Origin of the sequence: Amycolatopsis thailandensis (genome assembly GCF_042723255.1) — a bacterium.
GTDB lineage: Bacteria > Actinomycetota > Actinomycetes > Mycobacteriales > Pseudonocardiaceae > Amycolatopsis > Amycolatopsis thailandensis.
Genome location: NZ_JBHXJK010000049.1, coordinates 46,777 through 61,190 on the forward strand (window position 1 = coordinate 46,777; position 14,414 = coordinate 61,190).

Sequence of the window (14,414 nt, forward strand, 5' to 3'; positions counted from 1 at the left end):
GACGGTTCACCGCGCCGCCGGCCTCACGCCTGGCAGTTGGCCTTCACCGTCGCCGCCGCGTGGTGCGCGTAGGTCTTGCCGGAGCCGGACCAGTCACGGCCCCGGTTGAGCAGCTGGACGGCCAGCTTGGCGCCGTTGATCCGGAAGGTGCCCACGTTCACCCAGCGGCCGCGGTTGCCGACCTGGTCGATCTGGAACGTCCCGACCGGGGTTCCCTTGTCGACGGCGAACCGGTCGAACACGCGGTAGACCGACGGGCTGCCACCCACCTCGGTCACGTCGCCGTTCGGGACGAACACCGACACCGCGCACGAACCGGTGGTCACCGGGCCGGTGTTGAACGTCCACAGCCCATACGCGCTCGTGTCGTCCTTGTTCGCGTCGCCGGACATGGGGATGGAGACGAACGACGTGCCGCAGCCGCCGTTCCCGTGGTTCACCCAGCCCGCCTTGCCGTCGCTGTAGGCCCCGTAACCGGTGAATCCGGTGCCACCACCGCATCCCCGGCCCGCCGTCCCCTCGTAGGTCACCGTCCTGGCGGCAGGCGGAGCGGGCGGGCCCTGGGGCTGCTGGGCGGGAGGCTGTCCCTGGTGCTGCTGCGGAGCCTGCGCCGGTCCACCACCCGCGGCCGGGGGCGGGCCGCCGGGGAGACCCGCGGTCCCGGGTTCGGCGGGGGCACCCGCCTGGCCGGCCGGAACGCCGTCGGCCGCCTGACCGGGCAGCTGGTTGCCGGGCTGTCCGGCGGGGACACCGCCCTTGTCGGCGGGCGGAGCGGCCAGCCCCGGCACGAAACCGCCGCCCGGCGGGAGATCCTTCGCGTACCCCGCGGCCTCGGGCCCCTCGCCGGAGGGGTCTCCGCCGAGCAGACCGCTGAACGCCAGCGGGAGGGCGACCAGGACGACACCGGCGACCGCCGCCGCCACGATCACCGGTTTGGACATCCGGCCCGGCGGCGACGCTTCGACGTCCGTGCCCGCGTCCACGACCGGTGGTACGGCACCGGCCGCGGCGGCCTCGGTGGCCGGGGCCGTCGAGGTTTCGTTGTCCGCCTTCGGTTCGGGGACGGCAGGCGCAGCCGTTTCCGTCGCGGCGACCGCGACGGCGGTGGCCTGTTCTGCGTCCGAGGACATGGTGTTCCCGCTTCCTTTGCTGGCTCAGGTCTGGCCGGCGGCACCCGAGCGGCCGCCGGAGGATCGCTGGCGCGTGTTTCACAAGTGAAACACGCCCTAGCGCTTGAGTCCTCTGTGGACATTCGCGATGTTGTCGTTCTCGGCCATGGCGAGCTTCGCCGCCATCCCCTTGGTGACGTTGGTCTGGTTTTCCACGACCGTGGTGATCGAGGTGAGGGCCTCCTCGATCTTCTTCACCGGGTCACCGAGTTTGGTCTTGAGCTCCTCGCCCATGTCGTCGTCACCACAGGCCTCGATGAGCAGGGCCAGCCGGTCCTTGCCCGGCCCGCTGATCTCGTCCATGGCGCCCGCGACCGTCCGGTACCCCTCGGAGATCTTCCGCATGGCCCGCGGATCCGCCCTGAAATCGCTCATGTCCCGTCCTCATCCGCTGCTGGTGCCTGCTCGGCCGGTGGTGGAATCGCCCTCGCCGAATCCGAACGTGAAGTCCCGGCCCGGATTCGTGCTCAACCGGGTGCCGCCGGAGCGACGGGCCCGGCGCTCGCGCCTGCCGAGCACACCGGGCGCGACCGTCGGGTCGGTGCCCCAGGTCTCCTCGTCCTCGGCGAGCCAGGTCGACCGGTCGCGTTCCTTGCTCCCACCGCCCGCGCCCGCGCCACCGCCGACCGAAGGCGGATGGAACGGCACCCCGTTCCCCGTCCCCGTTCCTTTGGGGCCACCGAGGGTCGGCGGTCCGGTGCCCGCCGACGGCTTCCCGCCCGGCGGGGTGAGCGACGACGACGCGTCCGGTGCCACCCCCACCCGGCCGGCGCCGAGCGAGCCGGGTCCACTGTGGAAGTTCGACTGCGGATCGAACTTCGACATCGTCATGGGCAGCGTGTCGGGCGCGCGAAGAGGCGGGAGCTGCGCGGGCGGGGTCCGGCGCAACGACTTGAGATACCGCTCCATCGCCGATTCGCCGCCCGTCCCGGAGGTGACCTTGTCCGGGTACGCCTTGCGCAGCCTGTCCTTCTGGTCGAGGTTGCCGGTGCCCCTCGGGCCGACGATCTCGCCGTTCCCGTTCACCCGGGAGCCCGGCGGCACGATGATCGGCCTGCCGTCCGGCCCCAGTACGGGCTTCCCGTCGGGACCGATGACGGTGCCGTCGCCACCCACGTGGGACCCGCTCGGCACCTTGAGAGAGGTGTCCGAGCCGCCGCCGACCCGCGTGATCGGCGGCGGGACGGCCCCGCCCGAACCGTTGGTGCCGGTCCGGACGATCGGCGGCGGTGGTGGCGGCACCGAGGACGTGCCGGTGTGGTTCGTGCCGTCGTCCCCGGTCGAACCGTCTCCTCCGCCGGGACCGGCGCCATCGCCGCCGCCCGTGCCGCCGTCACCCGTCCCGGGGCCGCCGTCGCCGTTGCCGCCGGAAAAGTCGAGCACGACCGGTGTCCGGAGCTCCGGCAGGTATCGCATGGCCACCCGGTAGTTCGCGTCGAGCAGGCCCACCGCGCTGGCTCCCCAGCTGTCGGCGACGCCGAGGTGGTCGCGCCAGACCTTCTTCGCCGCGGTCTCCAGCTTTTCGCGCGGTCCGGTCTCGCTGAACCTGCCGCCGAGGATCTTGCTGGCCGGGGTGTTGTCCCCGACGTTGTCCGCGAAGTAGCTGTCGGCCTTGTGGCTGCCGATGTCCGCGGCCAGCGCGGGCGCCTGCCAGATCGCCTGCACCACACCGGTCGGCGTGGACAGCTGCGTACCGGTCCCGGTCACCGCGAACCCGAGTCCGGTGTCGTAGGTGAAACTTTCGCCTCCCTGCCATCGCGCACGCCCGTCGACGAACATGCCCGCGGCGTGCTTCAGCAAGTCACCCGCCTCGCGGAGCCCGTCCCAGGACGTGCGTTCCCGGCTCATCTGGGCGACGAGGTCCCGGCACGAGTGCGCGAAGCCGTCGAGCAGGGTCCAGAACGCGCCCGCGCCGGTCCCCTGGAAGGCGTCACCGCGGTGGCCGGTCTTGTCCCGCCAGCTCTCCAGCGGGGTGACCTGCGCCGTCAGCCAGGCCGCCGTCCCGCTGAGCGCGTTCGACGCCCGCACGAAGTCGGACTGCCGGGCGACCGTGTTCGAGTCGTCCCGCAGCGAGTCCACGATCTTGTCGCCGTTGGCGAAGAAGGTCGTCGACCACGTGTTCAGTTCTTCGGTCGCGTCGGCGACCGCGTAGTACGACGTGTAGGCCGTCATGATCTCGGCGTGGATCAGGTTCCCCGGCACCTTGTTGCTCGGCCCGCGGATGTGCTTGGGCGTACCCCACGTCAGCCACGTGGTGCGGATGGCGTCCTCACGCGACGGCACGATCGGGAAGTCGGGGGCGAGCGCGAAGATGTTGAGCGCCTGCTCCCACACCCACGTCCTGGTGTCCGGTCCACCGAGATCCACCGGGGATCAGTCCCTTCCCCTGCCGAAGACGTCGGACGGCGCGTCCTTCCACAGCTCCGAGAAGATCTTGTCGACCTCGGTGGTGCCGGTCATGGCCGCGCGCAGGTCACCGCGCTGGTCCATCAACGGACCGAACACCTCGGCCACGGTGTCCGCCACGCCCTGCCGGGCCTGCCCGAGCACTTCGAGCAGGACCCGCGCCAGCTGCTCCGGCGGCATGGAGCGGTACCGCGTGGTGTTGAACTTGAGCCCCACCACGGAGTTCTGCGCGTCCATGGTCACCGTGACCATGCGGTCGGCCGAGGTCGCCGAAGAGGTCCGGGAAGCGAGATCGGCTTTCGCCGCCTCGATCCGGTCATGCTGTTCCCTCAACGTGACCATGGTTTGGTGAAGTTGATCCTCCAGCCAGTCGGCCATCCTGTCCTCCGTGTCCGTAGTTGCGTGAGCCGCCGGCACCCCGTCCCGCGGCCCGGCCGCCGCGCCTGCGGCCGCCCAGTACCGAAGGCGGGAGCTTCGGGTCGGTGCCCCAGGTCTCTTCGTCCTCGGTCAGCCAGGTGGTCCGGTCGCGTTCGCCCTTGTTCTCCCCGCCCGCGCCCGCACCCGCGCCACCGCCCGCGGTCGGCGGATAGAACGGGACGCCGCCCATCCCGTTCTGCTGGTTCCCGGTCCCCTGCTGGTTCTTGACCAGCGAGGGACCGCCTTCGGTCGTCACCGGTTTCTCCGGCGGCGCGGGCAGGTCGTGCCCTCCGGCCGAACCGAGCCCGCCCGGCGAGCCGACCGAGCCCACGTGCGCCTTCGAACCGCCGGGGCCGCCGACGCCCAGACCACTGTGGACACTCGGCGCGGAGCCTTGCGGCAGCGGCGAAGGCGAGGACGAGCCGTTGAGCAGCGTCGGCATCGACGGTGTGCCGCCGCCGCGCAACGACTTCAGGTACCGGTCAAGTTCCGACTCCCGGCTTTCGTCCTTTTTGGTCTCCGCGGGCCTGCCCAGCCGGTCCTTTTCGGCGAGTTTGTCGCCCTTCGGCCCGATGATGTCGCCGTTGGGACCGATCCGGGAACCGGGCGGGACGACGATCTGCCTGCCGAGGGAGTCGAGCAGCGGCTTCTTGTCCGGCCCGAGCACGACGCCGTCCGGGCCGATGGTCGAACCCTTCGGCGCGGTCAGCCGGTCGTCCGGCTTCGGCGGGGCCGGTGGTGGCTTGGGGCCGCCAGTCCCCGGTCCCGGCGGCGGAGGGATCGACGGCGGGGGTGTGCCGCCGGGGCCCTTCTTGTCCTTGCCGTCCCCGGTGGAACCGTCGGGATTCGTCTTGTCCTTGGAAGGATCCGGGATCTTCGGCGGCCCGTCCTTCGATCCGGGCGGCGGGGGTCCACCCGTCTGTGAGCCCGGAGGCGGTGTCGGCGGGGGCGGCCCCTGGGAACCCGGCGGAGGTGTCGGCGGTTTCTGGTTGAAGTTCAGCCGATGCGGCGCCCGGATCTGCGGGAGCGCCATCCTCGCGACCTCGTAGGCCTTGGGGAGTTCCGTGAGCACGGCCGTGCCCGCCGGGTCCAGGGTGTTCTCGATGTGGTCGGTCCACAGCCCCCTGGCCGCGGCCATGATCGCTTCCCAGAACGCCGGACTCCGGGCGTCGGCGCCGATCAGGCTGCTCTTCGGATAGTGCTCGCCGCCCGCGAAGTTCCCCGAGCCCGACCGGTTGTTCTCCAGATCGTTCTTGAACGCGTCGCAGGTCCAGATCGCCGTCAGGCAGCCACCCGGCCAGATCAGCCGGCTGCGCGGCACCTTCAGATCGCCGAAGATCCCGGCGTTGTAGGTGATGTCTTCACCGTGCTGCCAGTTGTTGTAGCCCTCCTGGAGCTTGGTGAAAGCCCACTGGAGACCGTTCGCGGCCTCGTCGGCCGCCGTGGTGGGATCGTCGGCCGAGGTACTGGCACCGTTCAGCGAATTCGACCGCGTTCCCAGCTGGGTCACCAGGTCCTTGCAGCTGAAGATCAACCCGTCCAGGAGATCGGCGAACGCTCCCGCGCCGGTGCCCTGGAAGTCGTCGCCCTTCTTCCCGACCTTGTCCCGCCAGATCTTCAGGTCGTCGGCCTGGCCGGTGAGCAGGGTCTTCGTCCCGTTCAGCGCGTCGAAAGCCCTCGTGAACGTCCATGGTTGCGCCACCGGGTTGGTGTTGTAGGCGCCTTCCATCGAACCGAGGATGTCCCGCATGTTGTCGTAGAACGGGGTCATCACCGGGGTGAACGCCTCGTAGTTCGCACTGGCCGCCGCCCAGTACTGGCCCCAGAAGGTGGAGCTCACCGCGAAGAAGTCCCAGCCCGGGGGCGGGGCGGAGGGAGTGGCGGCGGGCTTGCCCCAGACGTCCCATTTGAGCCACTGGATCCCGGTGATGCTGTCGCGCAGCGGCATCTTCTTGGATTTACCCGAATCCGTCGTGCAGTCGAAGATGTTGAGGGCGTCTTCCCACGGCGTCTTCGAGGTGGGGCCAGGCGAAGTCATCGCGGATCAGGCCCCCGGGCCGGGAGGCGGCGGGGTGGGGCTCGTCTGGAAGACCTGACCGAGCACGCTCATGTCGAGTTCGTTGGCCAGCTGGATGTTCTCGTCCTCGCCCTTTTCGGCCACGTCCACCACGTACGTGATGTTCCGGTTCAGCTGGATGAGCCGTTCCTTGATCACCTCGACCTGAGCCCACAGCGTGGGTGCCGTGCCTTTGCCCGCGAGTTCGTACTTGTCCATCAGCAACTTGGCGGGCTCCCACGCCTCCGCGCCCGCGAGCAGCCGCCGCTTTCCCGTGGTGTTGTTCGCGGTCAGCCTCAGTTCCTCGTAGTCCTTGTTCGACTCCAGCTCGGTGACCATGTTCTGCAGGACACCGGACTGGAACTCCTTGAGAAAACTGACCGTGATCTTGATGTCGCCGCTGTCCGGCTTGTCCGCCACGCCCCTACTCCCTTTCCCGAAAGCAGCCCGGAATCAGAACTGCAACTTCGCCCCGATGTTCTTGTCGGTGCGCTGGTAGTTCTCGAAGGACATGGCCAGGGTCTGATGTCCCTTGGTGAACCGGTTCTCCATCGCCGTGGTCGTAGCGTGCCAGCGGCGCTGCAGGTCGATGTAGGCGTCGGCGCCCTGACCGATCCAAGTGCTGGTCATCGGCTTGATGTCCCGCTCCAGGTTGAGCAGGGCACCGTCGATCTGCTTGCTCAGCGCGACCATCCGCTCGGCGAGATGCGGGATGTTGCCGCTGACCGCGAAACCGTCATAGGGGGCACTCATGAGCTTTTCCTCTCTGCTTCAGGGTGGGAGTGATCAGGTCAGGGCGTCGTAGACGCGGTTGCCTTCGTTGCCGCCGAACGCGTTCAGGGCGGTCAGGTTGATGTCCTCTTCGGCGTTGTTCATGGTCCTGTCGCCCTCGCCGACCAGGTTCTTGATCTCCGTGAGCATGTTGAGCACCTGGATGTAGTCCTGCTCCCACAGCTCGAGCTGGTTGAGGAAGGTCTGGGACGCCGCGCCCTGCCAGTCGGCCTTCAGGTCGCTGCGGACCGACGTCACCCCCGAGTGGATGGTCTTGCACGAGGATTCGCACTCCTCGATGGCGGAGATGCCGCCCTTCATCCCCGTGTCGGTCTTCTGGAACTGCATGGTCATCGGTCGCTCGTCCTTCCTCAGGGTGTCGCGGACTTTCACCGGTCCACGGCAAGGACACCAACTCCGGGCCCGGCAGACCATGCGGAACCACCGGCAGAAGTTGCCGTCGCGGATTCCTCCGGTCAGGAACCGCAGGTCGCGGCCGCGGGCAGCACCGTTCCGCCGTCGCGCAGGACCGAAGGATCCAGCGCGGCCCCGGTCGGCAGCAGGTTCAGCAGGGTGGTGGGCATCCCATTCGAGGCGGCGGGCTCGAAGCCGAGCGCCTTCGCGCCTTCAGGAGGGACGGGATACTTCACCCCGGTGTCGGTCACCAGGAAGAGGGCGTCGCCCGCCCGCCCCGACGCGGCCGAGGCCCGGACGAGGGCACCCGCGCCGGGACGCACCACGATCCGGTCGATCCGGGAACAGGGCGCCGCGATACCGGGCCGGCTCGCCGGCACCTGCCCGGACCGGGCGAACCCGTCGGACACGGCCACCTGCGTGCGCGGCGCGTCGCCGTCCGGGGTGACGAGCGCGCACAGACTCTGTCCACTGTGGAGTGTCGCGGCCTTCGGCGGCTTCGCGGGCGGCGGCTGCTCGACCGGCGCGAGCCGCTCGCTGACCACCCGGCCGGGCAGCGGGGCCACCACGGCGTCCCCGCCGCCGTACGCGGCCCGCCGGACTTCCGGGTCGGCGGTCAGCAACCGGGCGTCCAGTTCGGACACCGGTGTCAGACCCGCCTTCGTCAGCACGTAGCGCTGCGAGGGTTCGCCCGCGACGGTGTAGAGCCTGCCGATCCGCGATTCCGTCCCGCCGAGGGCCGGTCCGGCCTCGCCGAGTCCGTCGATGGCGGGCGGCGCGAAATCCGGGCCCGCGGGCAGCGCGTCCAGCAGCGCCGACGGCACCTTGGCGGGCTGGAGCACCCCGTCCACCGCGTCGAGCGCGCCGCGGTCGGCGGCCACCCGGTGCCGTTTGCCCTTCCACAGCAGGAAGGTCGCCCCGTCCGGGGTGACCGCGACGACCGCGGCGTCGTCACCGAGGGGCTTCGCCGTCACGTCCCCGACGCGCAGCGCGGTCGGCCCGGCCTGGTCGCGATCCACGGTGGTGCACACTTCCCACGGGTCGACGGCGAGGGCGGGCAGCGAGTCGGGCGCGCCGATGATCCCCAGCGGTTCGCCGCGCGGCACGTCCTTCAGCGAGGCCTCGGAGACGTGTTTCACCGCGAGCTGATTCCCGGCGACCAGTTTGGCCGAGGCGAAGTTCAGCACGGGCAGCAGTTTTCCGCCGGCGTAGAGGAAGCGCGCCCCCGAGGAGTCGGCGACGACCAGGGCGCCTTCCACCCGCCAGGACTTGTTCCCGCCCGGGGAGACCAGCCCGAACACCAGCAGGCCGAGACAGGCGAGAACGGCGACAGCCACGCCGATCAGACTGCCCCGGTAGGTCCGCTGCAACGGGCTTTCCGGCGCGTCGGGATCGACCCGCAGCAGCGCCGAGGTCAACCGGCCCAGCATGAACCGGTGTGCCTGGACCTGATCGGTTTTGGCGTTCATCGTCTCAGCCCCCGAATCCGCGCACGAAGCCGAAGACGCCGATCAGCCACAGGGCGAGCGGCAGCAGCGCGATCGCGGCGAGGGTCTCCGCGAGGTCCGCGAGCCTGCCCCACTGCGGCAGCATCCGGCGTCCGGGCAGCGTCCATCGCGCCACCAGCACCAGGGCGGCCAGCGCGAACACCCCCGCCACCATCGGCAGCGGACTGTGCGAATCCGACTGCGAGGCCAGCAGCAGCCTGAGCACGCCGTAGACACCCGGGACGATCACCGAGAGCCGCTGCCACACACTGCCCAGCGCGCGGCCGTGCACCAGCAGCAGGACGCTCAGCACGGCCGCGAACGTGACGGCCTGCCACGACCGGTCGCGGACCACGAATTCGAGGGTGACCAGGCAGGCCGTGCCGATCGCGGCGAACAACGCGGTCACGAAGGCGTCCGCGATCAATCCCTTGCCGACGACCTCGTCACCGGGATGCGGATCGAGTTCCTCCTGCAGTTCCCGGGCCGTGGTCGGCAGACCGGGCAGCCGCAGCCCGGACAGCCGGAACGCGATCCTCGGCACGAAGGCGCCGAGCAGGACGGCGATCACCGCGATGATCGTCGCCGAGGCGGACGCGGACTCCCCGCCGAGCATCAGCACCAGGCCACCGGTCGCGCACAGCAGCGCGAACGTCGCGACCGAGACGAACACCGCCGCGGATCCCGCCACCGCCGCCATCCCGAGCGCGGCGGCGCCCGCGCCCGCGACACAGGCGGCCAGCAGCCGCGCACCGGTCAGCACCGGACCTTCGGGGCCGTGCGGGACGAGCGAACCGGCCAGCCCGACGAACGGGACGGCGGCCAGCGCCAGCGCCAAGGCCGCGGCACCGTCACCGAGCGCGCGGGCCGCCGTGGCGGCGCACACCAGGAGGAAGAAGGCCGCCACCCCGGCGGACAACAGCGTCGGCCAGCCGGCGGGCGCGGTCACCAGCAGGAAGAACCCGAGCGCCACCGCGGCCAGCACGCCGCCGAGCATCGTCCACCGGGTCGCCTGCGCGCTCCACGAATCGGGCCGGGCGCGGGCCTCGGTGGACAGCCCGTCGATGATGTCGTCGAAATGAACGGCGGGCAACTGTTCCCGTCGCGGCCGCAGGTGCAGGGTCTCGCCGTCGCGCAGGTCGAGAACGTCGACAGTGGACTCCTGGTCCAGCGGCGGATCGCCGAGCCGTTGCAGGATCCAGCCGTCGTGGTCCACCCCCTCCTCCGCCAGCTCGTGGCCGGCGTGGCCGAGGATCGTCGGCATCAGGTCGATCAACGGGATGTCCACCGGGACGGCCAGTTCGAAACTGGTCGCCGGTGCGCGGACTCGGAGTTTGCACAGTCCTGAAGTGGTCGCCATGGCACACGCCTTCGCTCGGGCGACCGACGCGCGGAATCGTGAATGAACCGTCGCGTGGTCGGATTTCGTCTCCTCTGGTGGAGCTGCCACCACAGCGCGTCCGAGAGGGAAGGAATCCGGGCTTGAGTGTAATCACATTCCGCAAGGGGCCGCGACGGCCAGGACCGGAAATGCCCGAGGGCGAGCTGAGTATCCAGGAACCGCCCACGCTGCCCGAGGTCCAGCGCAGCGCCGGCGCGGTCATGATGTACCTGCCGATGGCGCTGTCGTCGACGGCGACCGTGCTGCTGTTCGTCCGGCCGGGCGAGAACGGCGCGTTCAGCTACCTGGCCGCCGGGCTGATGACGGTGTCGTCGATGGCCATGCTGATCGGGCAACTCGGCCGCAGCGCGGGCGAACGCAAGCAGAAACTCAACGACGCCAGGCGGGACTACCTCCGTTACCTGGCCCAGTCGCGGCGCAAGGTCCGGGAGGTGGTCCTCAGCCAGCGGCAGGCGCTGGCCTGGCGGCATCCCGACCCGACGTCGCTGTGGTCGCTGCCCGGCACCACCCGCATGTGGGAACGGGAGGCCCACGACGACGACTTCGGCGAGATCCGCGTCGCGCGTGGGCCGCAACGCCTCGCGTGGCGGCTGAACCCCTTGTCCACCAAGCCCGTCGACGACCTCGAACCGCTGTCCGCGCACGCGCTCCGGCGGTTCATCCACGCCTACGGCACGGTGACCGATCAGCCGGTCGCGGTGTTCCTGCCGTCGTTCGCCCGGATCCTGGTGGAGGCCAAGACCGAGGAAGGCGAACGGATCCGGGCGCTCGCGCGGTCGATGATCGCGCATATCGCGGTCTTCCACTCCCCCGCCGAACTGCGGATCGTCGTGCTCGCCGCGCCGGAACGCCGCGCGGCCTGGGAATGGGTGAAATGGCTGCCGCACAACCTCCACCCCAGTGAGACCGACGGCGCCGGGGAGGCCCGGCTGGTGGTGGAGTCCATCGCCGAGCTGGAGACCGCGATGGGTGACGAGTTCGCCGTCCGGCCCGGTTTCGATCCGGACGCCCTGCCCGACGCCCACGAACCCTGCGTGATGCTGTTCGTGGACGGCGTCACCCTTCCGCCCACCTCCCGGCTCGCCGGTGAGGGCTATCGCAACACGACCCTCGTCGACCTGTCGTCCGCACTGTCCATTCAGGACGATCCGCTGACCCTGCGGCTGCGGCTCGAAGACCGGATGCTGAAACTGATCACGGTCGATCAGCACAACAAGGAGGTCGCGGGCGACCTCGGCCGCCCGGACGGGATCGGCCTCAACACGGCGACGGCGCTGGCGATGCGGCTGGCGCCCTACCGGGTCGGCGCGCGGCGGAAGTCGGCCGAACCGATGGCCGTGAACTTCGACCTGACGGCCATGCTCGGCATCAACGACATCCAGACCTACGACGTGGCCGCGGGCTGGGCGGCGAAACGGCCCGGCGGCAGGCTCCGCGTCCCGCTCGGCATCGGACCCGGCGGCCACAAGGTCGACCTCGACATCAAGGAATCGGCCCAATCGGGCATGGGCCCGCACGGCATGCTGATCGGCGCGACCGGCTCCGGGAAGTCGGAGCTGCTGCGCACCCTCGTCCTGGCGCTCGCGCTGACGCATTCGTCGGAGATCCTCAACTTCGTCCTGGTGGACTTCAAGGGTGGCGCGACGTTCCTCGGCCTGGACGGGCTGCCGCACACCTCGGCGGTGATCACGAACCTCGCCGACGAGGCCGCGCTGGTCGGCCGGATGCGCGAGGCGCTCAACGGGGAACTGGTGCGGCGCCAGGAACTTCTGCGCAAAGCGGGCAACTACAGCTCCGCGCTCGACTACGAACGGGCGCGGGCGAACGGGACCCCGCTCGATCCGCTGCCGACGTTGTTCCTGGTGGTGGACGAGTTCAGCGAGCTGCTTTCGGCGCATCGCGACTTCATGGACCTGTTCATCATGATCGGACGGCTCGGCCGCTCGCTGGGCGTCCATCTGCTGCTCGCCTCGCAACGGCTCGACGAAAGCCGGATCCACCAGCTGGAATCCCATCTGTCCTACCGGATCGGCCTGCGCACCTTCTCGGCGATGGAAAGCCGCGGCGTGCTCGGGGTGCCGGACGCCTACCAGCTGCCGTCCGATCCGGGGAACGGGTTCCTCAAGAGCGGCACCGCCGCGCTGGACCGGTTCAAGGCGGCCTACGTCTCCGGTCCGCACCGGGTGACCCGCCGGAACGTCGAGCAAGCGGTGGTGGCACGGCAGATCGTGCCGTTCACCTCGAAGTTCGCCGCCCGTGAGGAACCGGTGCCCGAGCCGGAGCCGGTGCTCGACGAACCCGAGGGTTCGGTGCCGAGCCTGCTGGAACTGGCCGTCGACCGGCTTCGCGACGCCGGTCCGCCCGCGCACCAGGTCTGGCTGCCGCCGCTGGACGCGCCCAGTTCCCTCGACGAACTCCTGCCGCCTTTGGTGGAGACCGCCGAATACGGCCTCACCGCACGGGATTGGCCCGGCCGGGGCGCGCTGACCGTCCCGATCGGACTGATCGACCGGCCGTTCGAGCAGGCCAGGGATCCGCTGCTCGTCGACCTGGCCGGCAGTGACGGGCACGTCGCGATCGTCGGCGGGCCGCAGAGCGGCAAGAGCACGGCCCTGCGGGCCCTCATCACCGCGCTGGCGCTGACCCACACCCCGGCCGAGGTCCAGTTCTACTGCCTCGACTTCGGTGGCGGAACGCTGACCAGCCTGCGGAAACTCCCGCATGTCGGCGGGGTGACCGGACGGCTGGACGTCGAACGCATCCACCGGACCATCGGCGAGGTCACCGCGCTGCTGACCCGCCGGGAGCGGTTCTTCACCGACAACGACATCGACTCGATGGCCACCTACCGGCGCAAACGGGCGGCGGGCGAGTTCGCCGACCAGCGGCACGGCGACGTCTTCCTGGTGGTGGACGGCTGGTCCACGATCCGGCAGGACTTCATGGACCTGCTGCCGACGTTCGTCGAGCTGGCCTCGCGCGGGCTCAACTACGGCATCCACCTGATGCTGGCGTCGAGCCGGTGGAGCGAGATCATCAGCGCGGTCCGGGATCTCGTCGGGACGCAGCTCGAACTGCGGCTCGGCGACCCGGTCGATTCGGTGATCAACATGCGCGCGGCGGCGACCGTGCCGAAGATCCCCGGCCGCGGCCTGACCGACAAGGAACTGCACTTCCTCACCGCGCTGCCGTCCATCGACGGGGTGGACCGCGACGTCGCCGAACACGTCGAGGTCCTGGTGGACCGGATCGTCGCGGCGTGGCCCGGCGCGTCCGCTCCGCCGGTCCGGATGCTGCCGCCGGTCCTGGACCGGGCCGAACTCCCCGAGCCGGACGCGGACGTGCGCGTCGCGCTCGGCCTGGACGACCAGCGGCTCGAACCGCTGTGGCACGACTTCGAGGACAACCCGCACCTGATGGTCGTCGGCGACGTGGAATCCGGGAAGACGAACCTGCTGCGGCTGGTGATCGACGGCATCACGCGGCGGTACACCCCGCAGGAGGCGCGGATCATCACCGTCGACTACCGCCGTGGCCTGTACGACGCCGTCCCCAAGGACTATCAGCTGGGTTACGCGGTGTCGGGGGATTCGGTGCACGACATGATCGACGGTGTCGCGCGGGCGGTGCAGACCCGGATGCCCGGCCCGGACATCACCCCGGCGCGCTTGCGGCTGCGCGACTGGTGGACCGGACCGCAGGTGTTCGTGCTCATCGACGACTACGACATGGTGGCGTCGTCGTCGAACTCCCTGTTCCAGCAACTGTTCGACCCGCTGGCGCAGGGCAACGCGCTGGGCCTGCACCTGATCGTGGCCCGCGGCGCCAACGGCATCGGCCGCGGCGCGAACGACCCGCTGCTGCGGCGGCTCGTCGAGGTCAACACGCCGATGATGCTGCTTTCGTGCCCGCTCTCGGAAGGCATCGTGTTCGGCGAGGTGCGGCCGCGCGTCCTGACCCCCGGGCGGGCGCAGTACGCCACGCGGCGCGGCACGACCGTCGTGCAGACGGCGCTTTCGGCCCACGAGGCGGCGCTCGTCGCGAAGTGACCCGCCCTTCCGTCGCTGCTCCCCCCATCGGCGGCGGAAGGGCTTTCCCGGCGGCTTGGTCCTGCCGCCGCGGAGCCCCGGACCCGCTGCGGGGTCCGGGGCTCCGTCCTTTTCGCTTTCACCGCACCGATGTCGGTGTCGCGGGATCCACCATCTGGGGGGAGAATTTAAAGTAAAATGGGTTTGGGAAACCCCCACCGCGGATTGGGGAGAGAGGACGGAGAAGACGAAAAAAAAAAACAG

The 14,414-nt window shown here is 70.2% G+C and carries 11 protein-coding genes; 1 reads left to right on the forward strand and 10 read right to left on the reverse strand.

The window, feature by feature from the left end:
* Positions 1-23: 23 nt before the first annotated feature.
* From ACFWMR_RS20840 to eccD, 10 genes are all read right to left on the reverse strand, one after another.
* Positions 24-1,130: a hypothetical protein gene (locus ACFWMR_RS20840; RefSeq protein ID WP_378379539.1), complete on the reverse strand. Its 1,107-nt coding sequence runs from the start codon at positions 1,128-1,130 to the stop codon at positions 24-26.
* 96 nt (positions 1,131-1,226) lie between these two features.
* A complete protein-coding gene (locus ACFWMR_RS20845; RefSeq protein ID WP_093937754.1) occupies positions 1,227-1,544 on the reverse strand; it encodes a hypothetical protein in 318 nt (105 codons plus the stop codon).
* Between the two features lie 9 nt (positions 1,545-1,553).
* The gene (locus tag ACFWMR_RS20850; RefSeq protein ID WP_378379540.1) at positions 1,554-3,536 is read right to left on the reverse strand and encodes a hypothetical protein; all 1,983 of its coding nucleotides are present in this window, start codon (positions 3,534-3,536) and stop codon (positions 1,554-1,556) included.
* Positions 3,537-3,542: 6 nt separating this feature from the next.
* Positions 3,543-3,917, reverse strand: a complete 375-nt coding sequence (locus ACFWMR_RS20855; RefSeq protein ID WP_093937756.1) for a YbaB/EbfC family nucleoid-associated protein — start codon at positions 3,915-3,917, stop codon at positions 3,543-3,545.
* A complete protein-coding gene (locus ACFWMR_RS20860; RefSeq protein ID WP_378379541.1) occupies positions 3,892-6,030 on the reverse strand; it encodes a hypothetical protein in 2,139 nt (712 codons plus the stop codon). The genes ACFWMR_RS20855 and ACFWMR_RS20860 overlap by 26 nt, the downstream gene beginning before the upstream one ends.
* Before the next feature lie 6 nt (positions 6,031-6,036).
* A complete protein-coding gene (locus ACFWMR_RS20865) occupies positions 6,037-6,468 on the reverse strand; it encodes a hypothetical protein (protein WP_378379542.1) in 432 nt (143 codons plus the stop codon).
* Positions 6,469-6,501: 33 nt separating this feature from the next.
* On the reverse strand, positions 6,502-6,801 hold the full coding sequence (locus tag ACFWMR_RS20870) for a WXG100 family type VII secretion target (RefSeq protein ID WP_378379543.1): 300 nt from the start codon (positions 6,799-6,801) through the stop codon (positions 6,502-6,504).
* A gap of 33 nt (positions 6,802-6,834) precedes the next feature.
* On the reverse strand, positions 6,835-7,173 hold the full coding sequence (locus tag ACFWMR_RS20875; protein ID WP_378379544.1) for a WXG100 family type VII secretion target: 339 nt from the start codon (positions 7,171-7,173) through the stop codon (positions 6,835-6,837).
* A 122-nt stretch (positions 7,174-7,295) separates the two neighbouring features.
* Positions 7,296-8,702: a type VII secretion protein EccB gene (eccB, locus tag ACFWMR_RS20880; protein WP_378379545.1), complete on the reverse strand. Its 1,407-nt coding sequence runs from the start codon at positions 8,700-8,702 to the stop codon at positions 7,296-7,298.
* Positions 8,703-8,706: 4 nt separating this feature from the next.
* Positions 8,707-10,080 carry a type VII secretion integral membrane protein EccD gene (gene eccD, locus ACFWMR_RS20885; RefSeq protein ID WP_093937761.1) on the reverse strand — a complete coding sequence of 458 codons (1,374 nt, stop codon included), beginning with the start codon at positions 10,078-10,080 and terminating at the stop codon, positions 8,707-8,709.
* 170 nt (positions 10,081-10,250) lie between these two features.
* Here eccD and eccCa point away from each other — a divergent pair, with 170 nt between their 5' ends.
* Complete coding sequence (eccCa, locus tag ACFWMR_RS20890) at positions 10,251-14,171, forward strand: type VII secretion protein EccCa (RefSeq protein ID WP_378379546.1); 3,921 nt, start codon at positions 10,251-10,253, stop codon at positions 14,169-14,171.
* The last annotated feature ends 243 nt before the right edge of the window (positions 14,172-14,414 follow it).

Excerpts from the sequence above, each read along its gene's own strand:
- ACFWMR_RS20840 (WP_378379539.1), bottom strand. The coding sequence starts at position 1,130 with ATGTCCTCGGACGCAGAACAGGCCACCGCCGTCGCGGTCGCCGCGACG.
- ACFWMR_RS20845 (WP_093937754.1), bottom strand. The coding sequence starts at position 1,544 with ATGAGCGATTTCAGGGCGGATCCGCGGGCCATGCGGAAGATCTCCGAG.
- ACFWMR_RS20855 (WP_093937756.1), bottom strand. The coding sequence starts at position 3,917 with ATGGTCACGTTGAGGGAACAGCATGACCGGATCGAGGCGGCGAAAGCC.
- ACFWMR_RS20860 (WP_378379541.1), bottom strand. The coding sequence starts at position 6,030 with ATGACTTCGCCTGGCCCCACCTCGAAGACGCCGTGGGAAGACGCCCTC.
- ACFWMR_RS20870 (WP_378379543.1), bottom strand. The coding sequence starts at position 6,801 with ATGAGTGCCCCCTATGACGGTTTCGCGGTCAGCGGCAACATCCCGCAT.
- ACFWMR_RS20875 (WP_378379544.1), bottom strand. The coding sequence starts at position 7,173 with ATGACCATGCAGTTCCAGAAGACCGACACGGGGATGAAGGGCGGCATC.
- eccB (WP_378379545.1), bottom strand. The coding sequence starts at position 8,702 with ATGAACGCCAAAACCGATCAGGTCCAGGCACACCGGTTCATGCTGGGC.
- eccD (WP_093937761.1), bottom strand. The coding sequence starts at position 10,080 with ATGGCGACCACTTCAGGACTGTGCAAACTCCGAGTCCGCGCACCGGCG.
- eccCa (WP_378379546.1), top strand. The coding sequence starts at position 10,251 with ATGCCCGAGGGCGAGCTGAGTATCCAGGAACCGCCCACGCTGCCCGAG.